12 protein-coding genes and 1 tRNA gene are annotated in these 21,503 nt (G+C 40.9%); 9 read left to right on the top strand and 4 right to left on the bottom strand.

The features are described 5' to 3' along the window. Positions 1-136 precede the first annotated feature (136 nt). Together nadA and PVK79_RS15275 are read left to right on the top strand one after the other, a co-directional pair. Positions 137-1,177, top strand: a complete 1,041-nt coding sequence (gene nadA, locus PVK79_RS15280) for a quinolinate synthase NadA (RefSeq protein WP_182730647.1) — start codon at positions 137-139, stop codon at positions 1,175-1,177. 148 nt (positions 1,178-1,325) lie between these two features. Further along, positions 1,326-1,415 (top strand) — tRNA-Ser (locus tag PVK79_RS15275). A gap of 174 nt (positions 1,416-1,589) precedes the next feature. On the opposite strand, the gene PVK79_RS15270 is transcribed toward PVK79_RS15275, so the two are convergent. The 4 genes from PVK79_RS15270 to PVK79_RS15255 all read right to left on the bottom strand — a co-directional run bounded on the left by PVK79_RS15270 (position 1,590) and on the right by PVK79_RS15255 (position 6,099). Then, entirely contained in the window at positions 1,590-2,690 is a 1,101-nt protein-coding gene (locus tag PVK79_RS15270; protein WP_274803910.1) for a methyl-accepting chemotaxis protein, read from the bottom strand. Between the two features lie 277 nt (positions 2,691-2,967). Next, positions 2,968-4,788, bottom strand: coding sequence for a tetratricopeptide repeat-containing diguanylate cyclase (locus tag PVK79_RS15265; protein ID WP_182759356.1), 1,821 nt, complete (start codon positions 4,786-4,788; stop codon positions 2,968-2,970). 261 nt (positions 4,789-5,049) lie between these two features. Then, the gene (locus PVK79_RS15260; RefSeq protein ID WP_145233101.1) at positions 5,050-5,445 is read right to left on the bottom strand and encodes a DUF2750 domain-containing protein; all 396 of its coding nucleotides are present in this window, start codon (positions 5,443-5,445) and stop codon (positions 5,050-5,052) included. Positions 5,446-5,517: 72 nt separating this feature from the next. After that, on the bottom strand, positions 5,518-6,099 hold the full coding sequence (locus tag PVK79_RS15255) for a TetR/AcrR family transcriptional regulator (protein ID WP_145233102.1): 582 nt from the start codon (positions 6,097-6,099) through the stop codon (positions 5,518-5,520). A 145-nt stretch (positions 6,100-6,244) separates the two neighbouring features. On the opposite strand from PVK79_RS15255, the gene PVK79_RS15250 reads away from it, so the two are divergent. From PVK79_RS15250 to recD, 7 genes are all read left to right on the top strand, one after another. Next, on the top strand, positions 6,245-7,288 hold the full coding sequence (locus PVK79_RS15250; RefSeq protein WP_149982560.1) for an alkene reductase: 1,044 nt from the start codon (positions 6,245-6,247) through the stop codon (positions 7,286-7,288). 401 nt (positions 7,289-7,689) lie between these two features. Beyond that, a complete protein-coding gene (locus PVK79_RS15245; protein WP_257326113.1) occupies positions 7,690-10,059 on the top strand; it encodes a TonB-dependent receptor domain-containing protein in 2,370 nt (789 codons plus the stop codon). A gap of 66 nt (positions 10,060-10,125) precedes the next feature. Beyond that, on the top strand, positions 10,126-11,253 hold the full coding sequence (locus tag PVK79_RS15240; RefSeq protein WP_257326112.1) for an LTA synthase family protein: 1,128 nt from the start codon (positions 10,126-10,128) through the stop codon (positions 11,251-11,253). Further along, positions 11,250-12,314: an alkaline phosphatase D family protein gene (locus PVK79_RS15235; protein ID WP_257326111.1), complete on the top strand. Its 1,065-nt coding sequence runs from the start codon at positions 11,250-11,252 to the stop codon at positions 12,312-12,314. The genes PVK79_RS15240 and PVK79_RS15235 overlap by 4 nt, the downstream gene beginning before the upstream one ends. 167 nt (positions 12,315-12,481) lie before the next feature. Further along, positions 12,482-15,790, top strand: coding sequence for an exodeoxyribonuclease V subunit gamma (recC, locus tag PVK79_RS15230; RefSeq protein WP_257326110.1), 3,309 nt, complete (start codon positions 12,482-12,484; stop codon positions 15,788-15,790). Then, positions 15,777-19,388: an exodeoxyribonuclease V subunit beta gene (gene recB / locus PVK79_RS15225; protein ID WP_257326109.1), complete on the top strand. Its 3,612-nt coding sequence runs from the start codon at positions 15,777-15,779 to the stop codon at positions 19,386-19,388. Before recC ends, recB begins: the two co-directional genes overlap by 14 nt. Continuing rightward, positions 19,385-21,358: an exodeoxyribonuclease V subunit alpha gene (gene recD, locus PVK79_RS15220; RefSeq protein ID WP_257326108.1), complete on the top strand. Its 1,974-nt coding sequence runs from the start codon at positions 19,385-19,387 to the stop codon at positions 21,356-21,358. Before recB ends, recD begins: the two co-directional genes overlap by 4 nt. Positions 21,359-21,503: the final 145 nt, after the last annotated feature.

Here is a 21,503-nt window from a genome sequence, read left to right as displayed (position 1 = left end):
CAGTTAACGCTTTATTTAGCCTGCTAGAATGATTAAATATTTAAGTAGATTGGTATTTATGACCACTACTGTTATTTAGTTTTATATTCTCGTATAATCCGCCCCATAAATGCACTGTAGATTAAGTGGTCGAGAAATGAGTTTAGCTCAAACTATTATGCCTGAAGGTTATATCTTTCCTCCTAAACCAGCTCCATTGAATAATGATGAGCAGGCGCAATACAAAGCACGTATCAAGCAATTATTGATTGATAAAAATGCCGTATTGGTTGCCCATTATTATACTGATCCTGAAATTCAAGCGCTTGCTGAAGAAACTGGCGGTTGTGTTGCTGATTCGCTAGAAATGGCTCGCTTTGGTGCCAAGCACGATGCTGACATGATTATCGTTGCCGGCGTACGTTTTATGGGTGAAACAGCAAAAATACTGACACCGAATAAAACCGTGGTTATGCCAACACTAGAAGCAACTTGTTCGCTTGATATTGGTTGCCCAATTGATGAGTTCTCAGCGTTTTGTGATCAGCACCCTGATCGTAAAGTGGTTGTATACGCAAATACATCAACTGCCGTTAAAGCTCGCGCTGATTGGATTGTTACCTCATCGTGTGCCCTTGAGATTGTTGAGCACCTAGATGAAATGGGTGAAAAAATCATTTGGGGCCCAGACAAACATTTAGGTGCCTATATTCAAAAGAATACTGGCGCTGATATGATCATGTGGAATGGCGCATGTATCGTGCATGACGAATTTAAAACCAAAGCGTTAAAAGACATGAAAGCGCTTTACCCTGACGCTGGCGTTTTGGTTCATCCAGAATCACCAGCAGAAATTGTAGCGTTAGCTGATGCAGTAGGTTCAACCAGTCAATTGATCAAAGCGGCACAAACTATGAGCAATCAAAAGTTTATTGTAGCTACAGATCGCGGCATTTTTTATAAAATGCAGCAGTTATGCCCTGATAAAGAATTTGTTGCCGCACCAACGGCTGGCGAAGGCGCAACCTGTAAGAGTTGTGCGCACTGCCCGTGGATGGCAATGAACGGCCTCAAAGCGATTGAGGAAGCGTTATTAGATGCAACTGGCAAAGAAGTGTTTGTAGATATGGACCTTCGTGAAGGCGCACTCAAGTCGCTTAATCGTATGCTCGATTTCTCAGCGTCACTCCAACGCTAAACTAGGTTATAAAGATAAGGCCGCTGGTATTGCTATCAGCGGCCTTTTTTGTTTGTTTACTAGGCAGTTAACAGGCAAAAGGGAAAAACACCTTGCACCGCCGCGCGCTATTTCATACTATTACGCCGCGTTATACATTAACGCCTGCGGTGAGGTGGCTGAGTGGCTGAAGGCGCACGCCTGGAAAGTGTGTTTAGGTTAATCCCTAACGAGGGTTCGAATCCCTCCCTCACCGCCATTATTCAATATTAGGACGCCTCATGGCGTCCTTTTTTGTGCCTATAAAAAAGTGAAGTAAATAACTCAAATTCTAACTATTTTTTACTTTTTATTAGGTATTGGTGTTTAGTTGCTTGCAATAATAAATATAAAATGAGCAGCGCTAAAGTTGTAGTTAAACTTAAAACGACCGTTATTTAGTTATTTTGTTTGCTAGGTTAGTTAATAAATCAACGGCTTTAAAGCTCGCCGCTTCCATTTGCGATATATGATCAATCATTTTATCCGAATGGCCATCTGCAAAGGCTTGCAATGCTTGTATGCCATGGTTGTGAATCTCGGCGTGCGGGGCTTCTAAGTTTTTAAACTCAATATGGGAGGCGTATTTAGCTGCACCATCACCTTTATAGTACCATTTACCTAAACGACACATTGTGTGATCGGCAAATTCATCTGTGGTTTTATCAGATAAACCAAGTAGTACCTTATAAACTTCCAGTTTCCAAACGATATGATCCATTTTTACCGTCTGAATAAATGCGTTTTCAGTTGAGTCGGTAATAACTGAATACATGTTTTGTGAGAACGTAACAATTTTATTAGCGGTATCTTCGATAGCCGCTGAACTTTCACTGATCTCATTACTTTGTTTCCCGACGTCGGTAATGTTGCCAACAACGTGGTCCATTTGTTGGTTTACTTGTTCAATTAAGCCTGAAATTTCATTCGATGCATCAGCTGAGCGTTGTGCTAATGTGCGAACTTCATCTGCAACTACGGCAAAGCCTCTACCTTGTTCTCCAGCTCTGGCGGCCTCAATAGCCGCATTAAGGGCTAGTAAGTTAGTTTGGTCAGAGATGCCTTTGATAATGTTTACAAAGTCATTAATCCCTGCTGTGACTGTTTGTAATTGCTTTACAGATTCAGAGGCTGTTTTAGTGTCTCTGGATATCACAGAAGTTGATTGCAAAGTGGCGGATAGCATTACAATAATGTTATCAAGCAATTGCTGTGATGATTGAAAGCCATCTCTGTGCATTACAAGTTCACTTGAATTTGCTGCTAGGCTCTCCCTGATTTGCTCTATTAAAATTGAAGACTGTAGCCACAAGCGGTTTAATTCGTCTTGTTGTTTGGCAGTTTTATCAGTTTGATTTATTTGCGCTACTAACTGACTTTTAGCATTCTTAACTTGTTCCAGTTCATCATGCAGTGCTTCATTTTGGTTACGAATATCTACAATTTCATTTTTTAGTTTTGCAATTTCTTTTTTATACTTAGAATTAAATATCACGTATTTGTCCAACTGTTTCTGTAAATGTGCCCAGAGTAAATCTCAGCGTTGTGCTAGCACACTTAATCTAATAGGTTATTAGGTTAGTTTAGCAAACTATGTCGTAATTTTTTTGAGCAAGCGCAATAAAACACTGTGCCATTGCTATTTTTAGGTCAACAGAGCAGCCTTAATGCGAGGAAATAACATCGCTTTATTAGTAAACTATATGCTTAGTGAGCAATTATATTCAATTACATGATAATGAAGATAGTTGCGCGCAAGAACATTTGTTAGTTTAACTGAGACAGACGACTTTATTCCGCCCTGTTTCTTTAGCTTTATAAAGACCAAGGTCGGCTTGTTTAACCATGTCTTTATATTCACCTTGTTGATTATATTCACAGACACCTAAAGAAACAGTGACCTGAAGTAGCTTATCTTGGTAAGTCAATTCAATGTTACTTACGGCCAAGCGTAACTTTTCTGCAAGATGCGATGCTTGCTCTTTATTGGTTTCAGGTAAAAACACCAGAAATTCTTCGCCTCCCCAGCGAGCAACTTTATCCATACTTCTAATTGAATCTTGCAATGCGCTAGCCACTTTTTGCAATACAATGTCACCATAGTCATGTCCATAGGTGTCGTTGAGTACTTTAAAATGATCTATATCCAGCAAAATAATACTAAAAGTTTTTTTATTGCGATTAACCCGGCTCATTTCTAATTCAAAGATATCGTGCAATGCGCGGCGATTAAATAGTCCCGTGAGTTGATCGCGCAACGCAAGCTCTTTAACTTGCAGGTAGGCAGAGTGTTTTAGTCTATAGGCAATATAAATAAATAGGATAATTAAAAGACTGAATGCAACGATCCCATAGAGTCGTAGAATTGCATTTTCATTGCTTGTTTGCGCTAGTTTAGCTTCGATTAATGACTTTTCTTTAGAGGCAATATCATAGGCTGCTTGTGATTGATCAAATTTTTCTTTTGCAGCTAATGAGGTACTTTCATCATCTAATTCTTTGTATTCAATCATAAGTTCTAATGCGCGTTGGTAATTTCCTAATGATTGATAATTTTCGATCATTGGCGGATAGTTTTCTAAACGTTTGATGAGTTGACTCTCGCTTGAAAATATAGCGAGGGCTTGCTCAAAATAGTCGGCAGCAAGTTTATAATTACCTAAACTTTGATTGCTTTGTGCCAGATTACTTAAAACAGTAGGCTTATGTATTAAATCATTGTTTTTATTTACAATATCTAACGCTTTTAAATAATAATCAATGGCTTTTTGGTGCTCATTTAGCTCAGCATAAATAGTGCCTTTATTAATAATTATAGGAACTCGGTCAAATATATTATGGAAGTGGGCTACTTTTTCGGCTTGATTAATGGCAATTAATGCCTCTTGGTATTGGGCTTTATCAACGTACATTGCAGCTAAGTTTGCATACAGCTCAGTGAGCAGTATGTCATTTTCAGGGTATGCTGCTATTGCCTGTTGAGTGTATTCAATCGCTTTGTCGTAGTTTTTCATATAATAATTGGTAAACCCTAAACCAATTAATATCTTCGGTGAAGCATATCCTTGAATGTTTATTTGTAAATCGTGAGCATGTAAGATTTTATCGAGTCCATCTACCATTTTTCCTTGTCTAACAGAGTTAATTCCATACAAATAGTAAGTCATACTCGTAGCAAGCTGTGTGTCATCAGCAAAAGACACTGCTTTTGATAAATAAGAATCGGCTTCGGCAAACTTACCTAAGCGATATTTCATTAATCCGAGGTTGTCATAAAGTGCGTATTTAGTTTCTATATCGACTTCGCTATCGAGTAATTTTGAGACATCGTCTTTGAGCAAGTCGAATTCATGCCAGTTCTTGTCTTCATTCATAAATGCAAGCCAAACAACCATTAACTCAGCTTGTTGTGTGGTTGATTGTGCCGAGGAATATGTTGTCCTTAGTTGTTGATAAGCTTGTGCGGATTCACCATCGCTTTTGAGCTGTTTTATTTCACTAAGTGTGGATTCTAGTGAGTCAATTTGCTCTGTGGCATAGCCACTATTAATAAACGTTAGCAGTAGTAATATTAAAATACCTTGTCGTACCATTATAAAGTCCAAAGAGTAAGGGGCGTGTTGAAGTCAACTAATGCCAAAGTTTTTGCAGTGGGAGCTGTGTTTATTTCACTGATCAGTGTGAATAAGCATAAATTAATTATCGCTAAAAGCGACATTATTGCCGTTATATTTTAATTTTTATAGGTATTAATTTTGTATCTTTGTCTTAAAGCGTTGCGCGTAAAAAATTTAAAGTTTGCGTGGATAAGTCGCAGAACAACACGTCTGCGACTCAATTATAGCGAAGTGTAATTAGTAACGTTTTTTAGGTGCTTTTAGTTGTGAATCAAATTCATCAGGAAATAAAATTGTGCCGTCGTCTTCTTCAGTTGGAAAAACGGCGATAAGTAAGTCATCTTGTTCAAGACCGGGTGTCCATCGGGTTGTCCAATCTTTCAATGGAATTGCTTTAGCTGTGCAATTTTCCCACTCACCGGTAGCCCATGCCTCGGCATAAATACGTTCAGGCCATACCGGTACACAATCATCATCTTCGTTGGCGAGCATAACACAGCCATCGTCGTCATTTAATATCCACACTTGTTTGAACTCTTGGACGGTCTCAAACATAAAAGCCAATCTTTTTTTGGCTCCTAAATTTAAGATTGTCTCGAATTTTTCAGATGCGGTTGCAGTTGCATTACTCATTAATAGACTCTCTCTAGAATGGCTTAGGTATAGTATATTGACTAATATGACAAAATGTCGATTAGTTAAAAATTAATTACACATTGCGTGGTATAAATCGTCGGCGAGTTGGCTTAGATCTTGTTCGCAGCGGTTAGTCAGTGCATAGGTTCGCAAGCCGTAAAGGCCCATTGCTAAAAAACGAGCTAGATGCTCAGCTGTGCGTGTGTTTGGGATTTCACCTTCTTTTATCGCGCGCTCAAATTGTTCGGCGAGGGCGTTTTCGTAGGCATTTAAATTTGTCATCAGTACGTGGCTGATCTGTGAATCTTGTCCTTCAACTTCACTAATACTTTTAGTCAGTAAACATACTTTCATCGCATCACCACTGATACACTCGTTGACTATTGAGTCTAAGTATTGGCGTAGGCTTGGTAAAACGGGTTTATGTTGACAAAAAAGTGCCGTAAATTGCTGATTTCGATCAGCCTGATATTGCTCAATAGCCGCTAAAAAAATACCTTTTTTATTGCCAAACGCAGCATATAAAGATCCCGGATGAAGCGCTGTAACTTGCGTTAATTTTTGCATACTCGTTTTAGCATAACCGTGTTGCATAAAAGCCAGCATCGCTTGGCGAAGTACAAATTCACGGTCAAATTCGGCTATTCTCATAGGGCGCTCTGTTGCATTCTATTTGACTTATAAGGTGTAAATGGGGTTAGTTTACTTAATCTTGAACAAATATTCAAAAATAGACTTGAATGTTTTATTGTTCGCCCTTATCTTGAATGTACACTCAAGATAAGGATTGATAAGAATGACCACTGATCTACTGCAACCGTTTAAGCTTAATGACACGATTGAATTACAAAACCGTATACTTATGGCACCGCTAACGCGTTGTATGGCTGACGATAACTTAGTGCCAACCCAAGCGATGGTTGATTACTACGCACGCCGTGCTGAAGCCGGTTTAATAATTAGTGAAGCCACGATTATTCGCCCTGATGCGCAAGGTTACCCGAATACGCCAGGTTTATTTACCAGCGCACAAATTCAAGGCTGGAAAAAAGTAACCGATGCTGTGCATGAGCAGGGCGGTAAAATGTTTGCACAACTTTGGCATGTTGGTCGGGTTGCACATCCACACTTTTTTGATGGCGACGTTTTAGCCCCATCTGCGATTGGTGTTGAAGGCTCTGTACCACGTATGCGTGAGCTTACTTATATTACCCCAAAAGCAGCAACCACTGCCGATATTAAGTCATTAATTGCAGATTATGCAAAGGCTGCAGAGAATGCGCTTGAAGCTGGGTTTGATGGCGTTGAGATCCATGGTGCGAATGGTTACTTAATCGATCAGTTTTTACATTATGCAGCCAATGAGCGTGATGATGAATACGGGCAAACTCCAGAGAATATGTCGCGTTTTGCACTTGAAGTTGTTGATGCGGTAATTAATGTCATCGGCGCAGATAAAACTGGGCTACGTTTATCTCCTGGTGCTTACTTTAATATGAGCGAAGATAGCCGCGATAAAGCGGTATTTGATTACCTCTTAAATGAGTTGAATAGCCGAGCACTCGCTTACTTACATGGCGGTATTTTTGACGATAGCATGCGCTTTGCAAGCCTTGCAGATAAAACGACGTCAGAATATTTACGTGCGGCTTATTCAGGTACTTTAGTGGGTGTTGGTAGCTATGATTTTGACACGGCTAAAGCTGCGATTAACGCCAATAAGTTTGATTTAATTGCTATTGGTCGCCCGTTTATTGCAAACCCAGATTACATCAGTAAAATCAAAAATGCTGAAGAAGTGGTTCCGTATAGTGATGAAATGCTGGCTGAACTAATTTAAACGTAGTTTGTTTTAGTCACTAAACCACCTACTTCTGTAGGTGGTTGCATTAACGTCGGAAACTACTTGTCTCTGGCGTTTATAACACGTCAATAGATGTTGATTGCAAACTTGTTTTAGGTATTTATTTGCGATTAGCAATATTGCTTTTTAATCGTTACTAATGCTGTGAAAAATACTCTTTCGTATTGATTTAACTCCCTCTCTATTTCCTACAAATATTACCGCGATAGACTGTTATTTAAATTATAATCTTTATTATGTTAATTGGTTAAGCTGCATTGTTGCCATAAATAATCAATATTTTTGTCACTGTTACGTCAATTTTTTCGAGCTTTTTTGTCATATATTCCCTCCATACTTTGCCCGTATACAAAACAATAATTGCAAATGGGACAACAATGCGTACTTTTACTAAAAGATCGACTTTAAGCTTAGCAATCGCTTTAGCGTTTTCAACTAATAGCTTTGCAAATACCAACGAAATAGAAGAAGTCACGGTAGTGGCAAAACCAACGAGCTATGCAAATAGTGTGATTGAGCAATCAATGATTGAACAGCAGAGTTCGGTATCAAGTGTATTATCGGTGATGGATAACCTACCGGGAATTAGTATTAACGAAGGTGATGCATTTGGTGGTGATGATTGGTCTACCACTATTACGATGCGCGGCTTTAGTATCGATGGTAACCAACAGCAGTTAGGTATGACGGTTGATGGTATTCCAAACGGCGGCTCTAATTATGGCGGTGGTGCAAAAGCTAATCGCTACCTAGACAGCGAAAACTTAGCCACGGTTGAAGTGGGCCAAGGTACCTCAGATATCGCCTCAGCATCACTTGAAGCGCTCGGTGGTACGTTTAATTTTGTAAGTAAAGATCCTAGCCTTGAGCGAGGAACTACATTTGCTTACACCAATGGTGACCATGATGCGACTCGTTATTATTTTAAGCATGAAACTGGCACTCTCTTTGATAACACGCAAGCTTATGTGAGTTATTCACAAACCAATACTAGCCGCTGGATAGGTGATGGCAGTAATGGCGGTAAAGATAATCAACATGCTGAGGCTAAATTTGTATCTAACTTTAATGCGCTGACTGTAACAGGGCGTTTATCGTATGATGATGTAAGTGAGACCAACTATAACAGTGTGAGCTTGCAGCAATTTGCGCAAACACCAAATTGGGATCAACTAACTTGGAATTGGACTGGCGTGCCACACTTTGACCAAATGTTTGCAGAAGGTTGGGGTACATTGCGTGAAAATGCGTTAGGTTACGTAAAGTTTGAATACGCAATCTCACCTTCGTCATTATTAACAATCAGCCCTTATTACCATAAAAACTCAGGGCGTGGTGATTGGATCCCACCTTATTTAACATCACCTGTCGATAAAGACGGTAATCCAACAACCGAAGGCGGCACAAATGCTGGCTCATATGGTTTTGCAGATAGCCAAGGTAAGCCATTAGCGCCTAATGCAAATTGTACGGATACACTCAGTTGGCCATGGGATTCAGGCACAGGGTTGAATCCGGCGTGTTACCCTGATTCGGCAATACCGGTAATGTCATATCGCCATACACACTATGACAAGGACCGTTTAGGTTTGACCGCCGATTATAAATTAACCTTAGGGATGCACGATATTGAAGCAGGTATTTGGCTTGAGCAAACTGATCGTGACGAATCTCGTGATTGGCATAAAGTTATTGACGCTCGCGTGTATCATCACTTTGATAGCACCCCATACTGGACGCAATATAAAAATACTTTTGAAACAGATACCTTTAAGTGGTACGTACAAGATTCTATCAGCCTAGGCGATTTTACAGTTAATCTTGGCGCTAAACAGTATTTAGTTGAATTACAAAAATACGATCATTTTGCAGATCTACGCTCTGATAAAATAAACAGTGATTCAGATGTGTTATTTAGTGCAGGTGCTTTGTACCAGCTAACTAGCAGCACTGAGTTATTTGTCAGTTTCAGTGAAAATTTCTCAGCAATTAAAGATGGTGTGCTGGAGCGTGATAGTTCTACACTCACAGAAATTGAACCAGAAACAGCTGAAAATATCGACTTTGGTGTACGTTATAAAGCAGACCGCTTGAGCCTAACTGCGACCGCTTATTCTATTGCCTTTGATAACCGTATCACCTTTATCGCACCTGGCAGTGATACCGGCGGGATTGATTATACGATAGGTACAAATGGCTCTTACATCAATGTAGGTGGTATTGACTCGCAAGGTATTGAACTATCAGCAAGTTATATGCTTACAAATGAATGGAATATTTATACTTCATATACTAATAACAGCTCTGAATACGCATCGCACGATCCAAGTGCCTACGATGCCGATGGTGTTATCCTCAAAGATGAAGACGGAAAAGCGCTACCGCCAAGCTTTAAAAAAGGCGATGACGTAATCGATTCACCAAGCGATATGTTTGTGCTTTCGACCGATTATTACAGTGGCGACTTCCGCTTTGGTATATCCGCTAAATATACCGGTGAACGCTTAGGTGCATTTTTAGATGAGCAAACTCGTACACGTAATAAAGTTGATGGTTATACCGTGCTTGATATCAATGCCGGTTATGCTGCAGACGTCAATGCCGGCCCATTTAAATCAATCGATATTGCTTTTGCTGTCACTAACGTAACAGATAAACAGTATTTAGCGGGTGGTACAGGTAATGGCAGCACTTATTTTATTGGTGCACCACGAACTGCAGCACTTACATTTACTGCTAATTTTTAAGCCCTAATTATAAAAATAATAACCAAAACCCATCCTTGTTGATGGGTTTTTATTGATAGGAATACTATGAAAATAATAGCTAAACTGGCCGTAATAGGCTGTACATTAATGGTAAGTCATATTGTCAAAGCCAGTGATAATGTCGTGCTTGTGACGCTTGATGGAGTGCGCTGGCAAGAGGTATTTAACGGCGCCGATCAAAAATTGTTAGCAAATCCCGATTTTGTTAAACAGCCAGAGCAATTGAAACAACAGTTTTGGCGCGATGACAAACACGCCCGACAAGCTCAGTTAATGCCATTTATTAGCAATACGATTGCTCAACACGGTGTGTTAATTGGCGATAGAGAGAATGGTTCAACAATGTCGGTGAGTAACCCGTGGTATTTTTCATACCCAGGCTACAGTGAGATCTTAACTGGCAGTGTTGATGAGGCAATTAACAGTAATGATAAAACGCCAAATCCAAATAAAACTATTTTAGAGCGATTAGAGCAACGCGCTGACTATAAAAATAAAACCGCCTTATTTGGCAGTTGGGATGTATTTCCGTTTATTGTTAATACCAAACGCAGCGACGTATATGTAAATGCGGGTTTTATGCCAATTGAGGCAGACTTATTTGCCGATGCGCCACTATTAAATGCTTTACAACAGGAGATCCCAAGTCCTTGGCATAATGTGCGTTTAGACAGTTTTACATATCGTTTTGCCAAAGCTTATATGCTGGCAAAAAAGCCTAAGTTATTAGTGATCAGCTTAGGTGAAACCGATGATTTTGCCCATGATGGTCATTACGATCACTATTTGCAGTCGGCTAAACAAAGTGACGCTTTTATCAAAGACTTATGGCAAACCATTCAGACTACACCTGGCTATAAAAATAACACATCGCTTATTATCACCACGGATCATGGCCGTGGCAGTAACGCTAATGATTGGCAGCATCATAGTTCAAAACAAGCAATGGCAAAATCGGAGCAAGGTCGTAAAGCTTTTCCTGAGGGAATTATTGGCTCTGAGCATATTTGGTTAGCTGCAATTGGCCCAGATATTAAACCGCAAGGTTTATTAAAAACAACAACAGAGCTCAAACAAGCACAAGTTGCGGCAACGATTTTAACCGTACTTGGCGAAAACCCTAAGCAGCTTAATCCAGCTATGGCGGATGCAATTGATGAGATTTTAAAATGAAGCATTTAATTAAAGCGGCCGCATTGGTAAGCATTGTTGCGAGTTTTTCAGTATTAAGTACACCGCAAAAACTAACGCCGCAAAAAATACTGTTTGGCTCATGTGGGCATCAAGATAAAGATATTCCGATTTTTGACGCAATCAATAAAGAGCAGGCAGATTTGTTTATCTTTTTGGGTGATAACATCTACGGCGACACCAACGATATGCGCGTACTTGCCGATAAATATCAGCGCTTAGGCGCTAAGCCCGGCTTTAAAACGTTAAAAGCACAGACTCCCCTTATTGCCATGTGGGATGATCATGATTTTGGCCAAAATGATGCAGGTAAAGAGTACCCACATAAAGAACAGTCTCGGAAAATTATGCTCGACTTTTGGCAAGAGCCAACGGGTTCAGTGCGTCGCACACGTGCCGATGGGATTTATACCTCGTATATGTATGGTGAAGATGAGCACACGATACAAGTGATCATGCCTGATCTGCGTTGGAACCGCGATGCACTTAACCACGTTAGTGAAACACAATACAAGACTGAGCGTAAAGCGAATAATCAAGGGCCTTATAGCCCAAGTGAAGTAAAAGGCGCATCGATGTTAGGTGAGGCGCAGTGGCAATGGCTTGAACAAGAGCTTAAAAAGCCTGCTGCAATTAAACTGATTGCTTCGAGCTTACAGTTACTGCCTGACTTTACCGGCTGGGAGTCATGGGCTAATTTTCCGGAGGATAGAAACCGTTTATTTGCGTTAATTAAAAAACACAAAGTAAACGGCGTGGTAATTATCAGTGGTGACACACACTGGGGAGAGATATCAAGGTATGAACAGAACCTTGATTATCCACTGATTGAAATGACTAGCTCAGGCCTTACTGAAAAATGGAAAAACGTCAGTCCTAATAAACACCGCGTGGGGAAGTTCACACATGATGTTAATTACGGTGATTTAAGCATTGATTGGCAACAAACAGATCCAGCTATTTCACTCCAGCTAAAAGGCATTGATGGCGATATGATCATGCAAAGCCAATTTAGCTTATCAAGTATTAGCCCATATAAATAATGACTCCTTCAGAAAATAAAACGCACAGTAGCTATACTGTGCGTATAAAAAGTGAGTTAATTATTGTGCTAACTCGCTGATTTATTAATGCCAATTAGCGACAATGGCTACCCCTATAATTGAAAATATCTTACACTGTTTTTATCTCAAGCAAGAACAGTGTCGCAATGCTCAATATTATTCAATCTAACCGTATGGAAGCCCTGCAAGCGCAGTTTCATCAGCTTTTAAAAGTAAACCCATTAAGCAGCCCGTTTGATAAAGAAGTGGTGTTGGTGCAATCTCCGGGTATGTCGCAGTGGCTGAAAATTGGTTTAAGTGAAAGTTTGGGGGTGGCAGCACAGGTAGATTTTCCACTGCCATCGAGTTTCATTTGGCAGTTATACCAGCAGCTATTACCGAATGTACCCAAAGAGTCGGCGTTTAATAAACCTAATCTTGCTTGGAAATTATTTGCTATTTTACCAAACTGCATTGATGAACCGTTATATTTACCCCTTAAAACCTACTTAGCAGGTGACACAGACGGTCAAAAAACCTTTGCTTTATGTGAAAAAATAGCCGATGTATATGACCAATATTTAATGTACCGTCCGCACTGGATAGCCACATGGGATAGCGGCACTGATAAATTAGATGATGTAGATATTAGTATCGCGCCGTGGCAGCCTGATCTGTGGCGAAAAATAGTAGCGCATAGTCAAGTGCTTGGGCAAAGTCAGTTTCATCGCGCCAATATGCAAGGGCAGTTATTAGCCGCGCTTGATAAAATGGACAGTAGCTTATTACCAAAGCGGATCAGTTTATTTGGTATTTCAGCCATTGCCAGTTCGCAACTTGATGTGTTTGATGCATTGAGTAAAAAAACCGAGGTATTTTTATTCTTTTTTAATCCCAGCGAACATTATTGGGGGGATTTAATTGATGAAAAAACGGCAGCTAAAATAACGGCTAAATACGCCAAAATGCCATTGCTGGAAGCGCAGCAAAAAAAGCAAAGTGAGCCAGAGCAAGACTACTATTTTATTGGTAATCCGTTGTTATCATCGTGGGGTAAATTAGGCCGTGATTACTTTGAACAACTGGTACAGCGTGACGCAAGCTGGATTGATGGCTTTATTGATGTGTTTGACGACAGTTTACTTGGTCAAATTCAAAGCGAAATTTACCAGTTAGCGTTTAAAGGTGAATCCCTTACTGACAATAAAGAATGGTTTATAAACGATGAAGGTAAGCTTGCAATAAGCGCTACCGATACCAGCATTGCTCTAAGTGATTGCCATACTCCACTTAGAGAAGTTGAGCGTTTGCACGATTACTTACTTAATTTATTTAATCAAAACCCCGCACTCACCCCAAAAGATATTATAGTAATGATGCCGGATGTTGGCACTTATAGCCCTTACATCGAAGCGGTATTTGGTGGTGCGCAGGGTAACCGTTTTATTCCCTATGCGTTAGCCGATCTAGCCATTGAGCAAGAAAAACCGGTACTGAGTTCGTTTGCAAGCTTAGCTGATCTGCCGTTTTCGCGCTTTGGTGTGTCAGATATCCTTGATTTACTGCAAGTGACGCAAATAGCTGAAAAGTTTAGTGTTGAAGCGCACGAATATGAGCAAATTCAATATTGGCTTGAGCGTGTTGGCGTCAAGTGGGGAATAAACGCCGAGCATAAGCATAGCTTTGATTTACCTGCGATAGAATTAAATACCTGGCAACATGGCTTAAACCGCTTATTGTTAGGTATCGCCCAACGTGATGAACAATGCCCGTTTAATGGCATATATAGCGCTGATGAAGTGGAAGGGATGGCACTTGATACACTCAATAAATTAGTGCATTTTATTGATGTATTGCAACACTTTAAACACAGGCTCACCCCAGACGACACGCTAACTAATAAAACCCTTATCCTGAGTGAACTATTAACGGCTATTTACGAGAGCGAAAGCGACGATAGCTGGGATTTACTGGTACTGCAAAAGGTGCTCGAAGAGCTGCAAAAGCACCATGATAATGGCGATTACACGCAAGTAGTGTCGCAGCGTATTGTGAGTTATTTAATTAAACAAGGCATTCAAGAAAAAGGTGTAGGGCAACGCTTTTTAGTCGGCCAAGTGAACTTTTGTACGCTAATGCCAATGCGTGCTGTGCCATTTAAAGTGGTGTGTATGTTAGGGCTTAACGATGCTGATTACCCACGAACTGTGCAGCCGATTGGTTTTGATTTAGTGCCTTATTCGAAAAAGCAAAAAGGTGACCGATCGCGCAAATTAGATGACCGTTACTTATTTTTAGAAGCGCTGCTCAGCGCCCGTGATAACTTATACATGAGCTATATTGGCCGTTCATGTTTTGATAATCAACCGCGTATGCCATCAACCTTAGTGAGTGAATTACTAGAATACATTGGCCGCAGTTTCAAATTTGCTGAGCCAAGTGAGCAAACCTTGCCTGAGTGTTTGATCAATAAACAGCATTTACAGCCTTTTAATAGCCTAAATTATCAGGCAGATACCACTAATACGCTGCAATCCAATCACAGTTATAATCCAATTTGGTTACCCGCTCAGGCGATAATCCCAGAGCCACTGACAGCGCTTGAGGTCAGCGCACCTGAACATCTTGAGCTGGATATGTTTATCCGCAGCGTATGCAATGCACAAGAGAGTTTTTATCAGCAAAGTTTAGGGTTGCGTTTAGCACAATTTAACGAAGTAGCTAAAGATGAAGAGCCATTTAGTTTAGACGCACTGCACCGTTATTTTTATCTCGACGAAATACTCGAAGCGGCTATTTTTGAGCAGCCCCTTAGTCGTGAGCAAATACTGCAACGAGGCGAGTTACCGCAGGCGCATGTTGGAGATTTGATCTTTGAGAAAATGCAGCACCGGGTTGATGCACTGGCAGGGCAAGTTAAAGAGCACATCAAGGGCGGCAAAAATGAACCGATTGAAGTTGCGCTAACACTTCACAGTGATAACAACAGTACTGAGCTTGAAGGCTGGTTGAATCATCTTTATCAGCACAAACAAGTGTTTTATCGTAGTGCCAGTATCAAGGCAAAAGATCTCATCAAGGGCTTTATATATCACCTTGTTGCGCAGTGCGTGGATCAACATGTAGAAACTGTATTACTTGGGCTTGATAAACAAATCACTTTTGCAGCTTTGGATAAAGCAGATGCCCAAGCACTGTTGCAAGATTGGTTTACTTTATATAACGCGCTACTTAAAGAACCAGTGGCGTTTTTTCCTGTGAGTGGCTATGAGTACGTAAAAAGTGGTGGCGATATTGGCAAAGCAATGAGCAAATTTAGCCCACAATATATTGGCCGAGGCGAGGGCGAGAACCCCTATATTCGCTTAACAACGCAATCGTTGAATGAGTGCCAAGAGGAATTTATACGCTGGAGCGATATGCTACTTGCGCCGTTATTTGCACATGCAAAGGAGAGTGACCATGCAAGCGCTTAATCCACTTACGATGCCTCTTATTGGGCAAAGTCTCATTGAAGCCAGTGCAGGCACCGGTAAAACTTATACTATTACAGGTTTATATTTACGTTATTTACTCGGCATGCAAATCGCGCAACAACACTCATCGCCCGTAAATACTCCGTTGAGTGTTGAACAAATATTGGTCGTTACGTTTACCGATGCCGCCACCCAAGAAATTAAAGACCGTGTGCGCACTCGTATTATAGCAGCACGTGATGCACTGCTTGGCCAAGCAACAGAGGATGAGCTGATCAATGCTGTGATCGCCACAATCGATGATAAACACCGTGCATTTGATTTGCTCGATGCCGCCGCTAAATCGATGGATGAAGCAGCAATATTCACCATTCATGGTTTTTGCCAACGAATGTTAAAACAGCATGCGTTTGAGTCTGGTGTGGCGTTTAATTTGGAGTTTATTTTAGATCAACGAGAGATCTTGCTTGAAACCATTAAAGATTTTTGGCGAGTGTTTGTATATCCACTCAATAAAGAAAAAACTGATGCAATTTTAGAGGTATTTGCTGCCCCTGAAGCGTTATTTAGTAAAGTGGCGAACATACTTAATAAAGGCAATGCGCTGGTTACTCCGCAAATAAAACTAGATGATGTGTGGCAAGCACGCGAGCTATATCTTGGTAAAGTCGCGAGCTTTAAAAAAGCCTGCCTTGATAGCGAATTTATTGCAGCTGTAAAAAGCTCTGGCTTAAGTGGTGCCAAAACACCTGCACGTAAAGGCAGCCTTGCAGCGCTTGAGGCATTTTGTAAAGGTGATGAGCTATTTTTTGAGTTTGGTACAAACAAGTACTCTTATGAAATATGGAGTACTGAAAACCTCAGTGACGAAGCTAATTATAAAAAAAATCAGCCTTTGTTTAGTCATGTAATGCTTAGCCAGTTTGATGAAATGGCGAAGCTTGTTAACACCGTTAATCAAGGCTTGGCAATCGCTATTGTGCAACATGCGGCAAGTTGGGTTAAACAAGCCATTGTAAAACGCAAGCAAGAGCAAAGCGTTATAACTCCTGATGATTTATTAACTAATTTGCACAGTGCACTCAATACAGAGCAAGGCGCAGCACTGGCAGAAAAAATAGCGCAGTTGTTCCCGGTAGCGATGATTGATGAGTTTCAAGATACTGATCCCATTCAGTACGGTATTTTTAGTAAAATTTATAGCCAAGAAAACACCACGCTTGCCATGATAGGCGACCCTAAACAAGCTATTTACGGTTTTAGGGGCGCGGATATTTTTACGTACATTGGTGCTAAACACGAAGTGGCAAAGGAGCAGCAATTTACCCTTGGTACTAACTTTCGTTCCAGTAGCGATGTGGTTGCAAGCGTTAATGCACTGTTTAGTAAACACGATAACAGCTTTATTTATAACGATGCGATCCCGTTTAATCGCGTGGCGGCACAAGGTAAAAAAGCCGATAAATCGTTTTTAATTGATGGCCAACCTGCCACCGCCTTTGAGTTTTGTGTGTTTGCAGATAGCGCCGCAGATGAAAAAAATAAACCAACTAATAAAGGCATTGGCCAGCAACATTTAGCTAGCTATTTTGCCAATAAAATAGTGATCTTACTTGAGCAAGCACGTGCGTGTATTGCGAATAAGCCAGTCACGGCGGCAGATATTTGTATTTTGGTGCGTGATCGGGTTGAAGCGCAAATTATGAAAAAAGCCCTCAGTGATGCCAAAATTGCGAGCGTGTACTTATCCCGTGAGAGTGTATTTAGCCAAGAGCTGAGCCATCATTTACTTAATTTTTTATCGGCTTTACATGGCCAATACAACGAATCACTGTTGCGAGGCGTGTTAGCTGGGCCACTATTTTGCTTAAGTTATAATGACATTTATGCCTTGGCTGATGATGAAGCACAGTGGCAAGAGCATCTTAACTTTTTTGCTTACTTGAGCTCTATTTGGTACAAACAAGGTGCTATGGCTATGCTTGAGCACTTACTCAGTCACAATCAATTAAGCGCGAAATGGCAAGGGCTGGGTTACAACGTTGAGCGTTGGCTGACCGATTTTCGTCATTTAGGCGAGATCCTACAGCAAAAACAAATCGAGCTAGAGGGTACTTTACGGTTATTGCGTTGGTTTGCGCAGCAAGTAAGTCAACAAGATGGTGAAACCGTGCAAGTACGCCTTGAGAGTGATGCCAATTTGGTAAAAATAGTCACTATGCATGCTTCAAAAGGGCTTGAATACCCGCTGGTATTTATGCCATTTGCCAGCGGGTATCGTGAAACGAAAGATGCGTTGTATCATCAAGATGGCCAGCTGATTTACGATCTTAGTAAAAATGACGATGCGTTACAAAAAGCGGAGCAAGAACGCCTAGCTGAAGATTTACGGTTATTGTATGTTGCACTCACTCGCGCCGTTCATTACTGCGCAATTGGTATGTATAACCTAGGCCAAGGACAAAGTAGTCGGTTGGCAATTCAAAGTAGCTCCTTAGGGCATGTATTATTTGCAGGACTTGATATCACCAGTAGTTTAGTGTGGCGCACGCATTTACAAGAGTTTTGTGCAGACAAACCAGCCATGAGCTATCAACAGTTTACTAGCGAAGAGTTGTTTCAGCAGGGTGCATTATCACTGCAATCAAGCCAAACACAAAGTCACAGTGTGAGTGTTAATAAGGTTAAAGTTAAAATTGAACGTGATTGGCGCACCACCAGTTTTAGTGCGCTGAGTTTTAAAAGTCATAGCGAGCATTTAGAACCTGGGCGCAGCGACGAAGATCATCAAAAAGATGAGTTTGCCACGCAACAAGACGATATTCGCTCACCTTATAGCTTTCCCAAGGGGGCAAAACCGGGTAGTTGTTTACACGAGATTTTTGAACAACTGGATTTCACCAGCCCAGAGCAGCACCCCACAAACCATGAGCAAAACCTAAGCGTGGTAGTTGAGCGTAGCTTGAACAAATACCATATTAGTGACCAATGGCAAGAGACAACTGAGCAATGGGTGCTAGCCGCGTTAAACTGCCCATTGAATGAAAACGGTTTAAGTTTAAGTAAATTAACGCCACGGGATTGTTTGGTTGAAATGGAGTTTAATCTGCCAATTACCAGTTTAACGGCAAAAGGCTTGAATGAAACATTGATTAAGCACTTTGGTTTTAATCAAAGTAGGCTCGATTTTTATGATGTAAAAGGCTTATTAAAAGGGTTTGTCGATTTAATATTTTGTCATAACGAGCAGTATTTTATTTTGGATTATAAGTCTAACTTTTTAGGCAACCAGCCAACTGATTATGAGCAAGAGCATTTAGAGCAAGCTATGAGTAGCCACCAGTACCATTTACAGTATCTAATTTACACCGTGGCATTGCATCGGTTATTAAAACAACGGATCAACAATTACAGCATTGAGCAGCATTTAGGTGGCGTATATTACACCTTTTTACGTGGTATGGCAGATGGAAAAGGTGTGTACTTTAAAAAGTTGACCGCCGAGCAAGTTATTATTTTAGATGGGCTTTTTAGTCAAGGCAGTGTTGCCCAAAGCATAGATGAGGCAACCGAAAATAGCCAAGGAGCAATGCTATGAGCGTGTTAGATACCAATACAGCCATTGCAACAGCAGCGACGAACGACGTACAAATAGTGCCATTATTTGATTACCTACTTAGCGAAAACCGGCTACGAATGGTTGATATAAAACTGGCAGAATTACTGTGTAGCAGCGAGCAAACTCAACAACCAAACGACGTTTATTCACTGCTTTTATTACTCTGTTTATCGCAGCAAAGTCAGCACAGCTGTTTAGATTTAGCGCAGGTAGATTGGCGTAATCCGTTTAATTTACGCCAAAGTGATTTTACCAAACTAGCGGGCATAATTCCTGACACACTCAGCCCGTTTAGCGACACATTTACCACCGCAGAGGCAATTAATTGCTTGCAAAACCATCCTAGTGTCGGGGAGACTAAACCGTTACAGTTACTTGAACAACGACTTTATTTTGCACGTCTAAGCGGTTATGAGCAAACACTGGCATCACGATTGTTGTTAATGAGTGAGCGTAAGCTCGATATTGATAGCGATAAGTTAACTCAGTTACTTTGTGACTATTTCCCCGAACAAGATGCACCAGAGCAAGGGCTCGATTGGCAAAAGGTCGCCTGTGCGATGGCAGCAACCAAAGGCTTTAGCGTTATTACCGGTGGCCCAGGAACAGGTAAAACCACGACCGTGACTAAGCTACTAGCAATTTTACAATCGCTTTATCAAAATGCCCCACTGAGTATTAAGTTGGTGGCACCGACAGGCAAAGCCGCTGCGCGATTAAGTGAATCAATCCTTGGGGCAAAACAACAGTTAAAAGATAAAATAAGCGCTGCTATTACGCCGCTGATCCCAGAAAGCGCGCAAACGATTCACCGGTTACTGGGGGTAAAACCGTTTACTAATAAGTTTAGGCATAACCGCAGTAATCCATTGCATTTAGATGTATTGATCATTGATGAAGCGTCGATGGTTGATTTATCGCTGATGGCTAAACTAATTGAGGCCTTACCAGAGTATGCGCGACTTATATTACTCGGTGACAAAGACCAGCTTGCCTCGGTTGATACCGGCAGTGTAATGAGCGATTTATGCCAAGGTTTAGTGCTTGGTCAAACGCCAAGTTATTCAGAGGCGCGTTGCGCTGAACTAAACAGCTTATGCTTTAATAACCAGCGCAAATTAGTCGCAGGTAATAGTCAATTCAAACTGGCCGACTGTATCGCGTTTTTACAGCACAGTTACCGTTTCACAGCCGACAGCGGCATAGGTCAATTAGCATTAGCGGTTAATACCAATAACAGCTGCAAGCTCAATTATGTAGAGCAAGAGCTGAGCCGCGGCCAATTTAAAGACGTTATTTTAGACTATGACATTGTAAGTAAACCGATTGATAAACTAGTACAAAGCGCCGCCAGTAAATACGCTCAGTATCTTAATTTAATTAAACAACACGCTAGCGTACAAGACATACATAAAGCTTTTGCCAGTTACCAGTTGTTAGCCGCAGTTCGCGAAGGGGATTATGGCGTTCATAGTTTAAATAAACGCATTGAAACGCAATTAAGCCAGCAAGGATTGATTAATGTAAACTCAAATCAGCGGCATTATTTGGGCATGCCGATTATGATTGCGCAAAACGATTATCAGCTAAAACTATTTAATGGAGATATTGGGATTTTAATGTACGACGACAGTGCCCAGCTCAAAGCCATATTTATTGACGAGCAGGGCAATCAACGGGCATTTTCACCAGCCAGACTACCAGCCCATGACACTGTTTATGTAATGACTATTCATAAATCACAAGGCTCCGAGTTTGCCTATACGGCTATGGTACTGCCACCACAAAACCAAGCAACTGCCGGCACCAACCGCCAGTTAGTCTACACCGGCATTACCCGCGCTAAAAACACTTTCGAGCTGGTGGCTGATAAAAAAGTGTTGTTAATGGCAATGAATAAATCAGTCAGCAGGGCATCAGGATTGTATGAGAGGTTGGTGGAGTTGTAAGCTGTAAACGGTAAGTTTTAAGTTTAGCTCGTAGTTAATTTATATTTGTGAACTCGCTTTAGCTGTGATTGGTTTATGGATGTAGGACGTGCTTTAGCGCGTAAAAATGCGATATTAATTCTAGATTTAATTGTAATTACTCAAT

Origin of the sequence: Pseudoalteromonas rhizosphaerae, from assembly GCF_028885455.1 — a bacterium.
In the GTDB taxonomy this organism is placed as follows: Bacteria; Pseudomonadota; Gammaproteobacteria; order Enterobacterales; family Alteromonadaceae; genus Pseudoalteromonas; species Pseudoalteromonas rhizosphaerae.
The sequence above is the reverse complement of the archived record's forward strand: the minus strand, read 5'-3'. Positions and strand labels throughout refer to the sequence as shown.

What these genes read in the sequence shown, in the direction of transcription:
- nadA (WP_182730647.1), top strand. Translation starts at nt 137, where the DNA reads ATGAGTTTAGCTCAAACTATTATGCCTGAAGGTTATATCTTTCCTCCT.
- PVK79_RS15265 (WP_182759356.1), bottom strand. Translation starts at nt 4,788, where the DNA reads ATGGTACGACAAGGTATTTTAATATTACTACTGCTAACGTTTATTAAT.
- PVK79_RS15260 (WP_145233101.1), bottom strand. Translation starts at nt 5,445, where the DNA reads ATGAGTAATGCAACTGCAACCGCATCTGAAAAATTCGAGACAATCTTA.
- PVK79_RS15255 (WP_145233102.1), bottom strand. Translation starts at nt 6,099, where the DNA reads ATGAGAATAGCCGAATTTGACCGTGAATTTGTACTTCGCCAAGCGATG.
- PVK79_RS15250 (WP_149982560.1), top strand. Translation starts at nt 6,245, where the DNA reads ATGACCACTGATCTACTGCAACCGTTTAAGCTTAATGACACGATTGAA.
- PVK79_RS15245 (WP_257326113.1), top strand. Translation starts at nt 7,690, where the DNA reads ATGCGTACTTTTACTAAAAGATCGACTTTAAGCTTAGCAATCGCTTTA.
- PVK79_RS15240 (WP_257326112.1), top strand. Translation starts at nt 10,126, where the DNA reads ATGAAAATAATAGCTAAACTGGCCGTAATAGGCTGTACATTAATGGTA.
- PVK79_RS15235 (WP_257326111.1), top strand. Translation starts at nt 11,250, where the DNA reads ATGAAGCATTTAATTAAAGCGGCCGCATTGGTAAGCATTGTTGCGAGT.
- recC (WP_257326110.1), top strand. Translation starts at nt 12,482, where the DNA reads ATGCTCAATATTATTCAATCTAACCGTATGGAAGCCCTGCAAGCGCAG.
- recB (WP_257326109.1), top strand. Translation starts at nt 15,777, where the DNA reads ATGCAAGCGCTTAATCCACTTACGATGCCTCTTATTGGGCAAAGTCTC.
- recD (WP_257326108.1), top strand. Translation starts at nt 19,385, where the DNA reads ATGAGCGTGTTAGATACCAATACAGCCATTGCAACAGCAGCGACGAAC.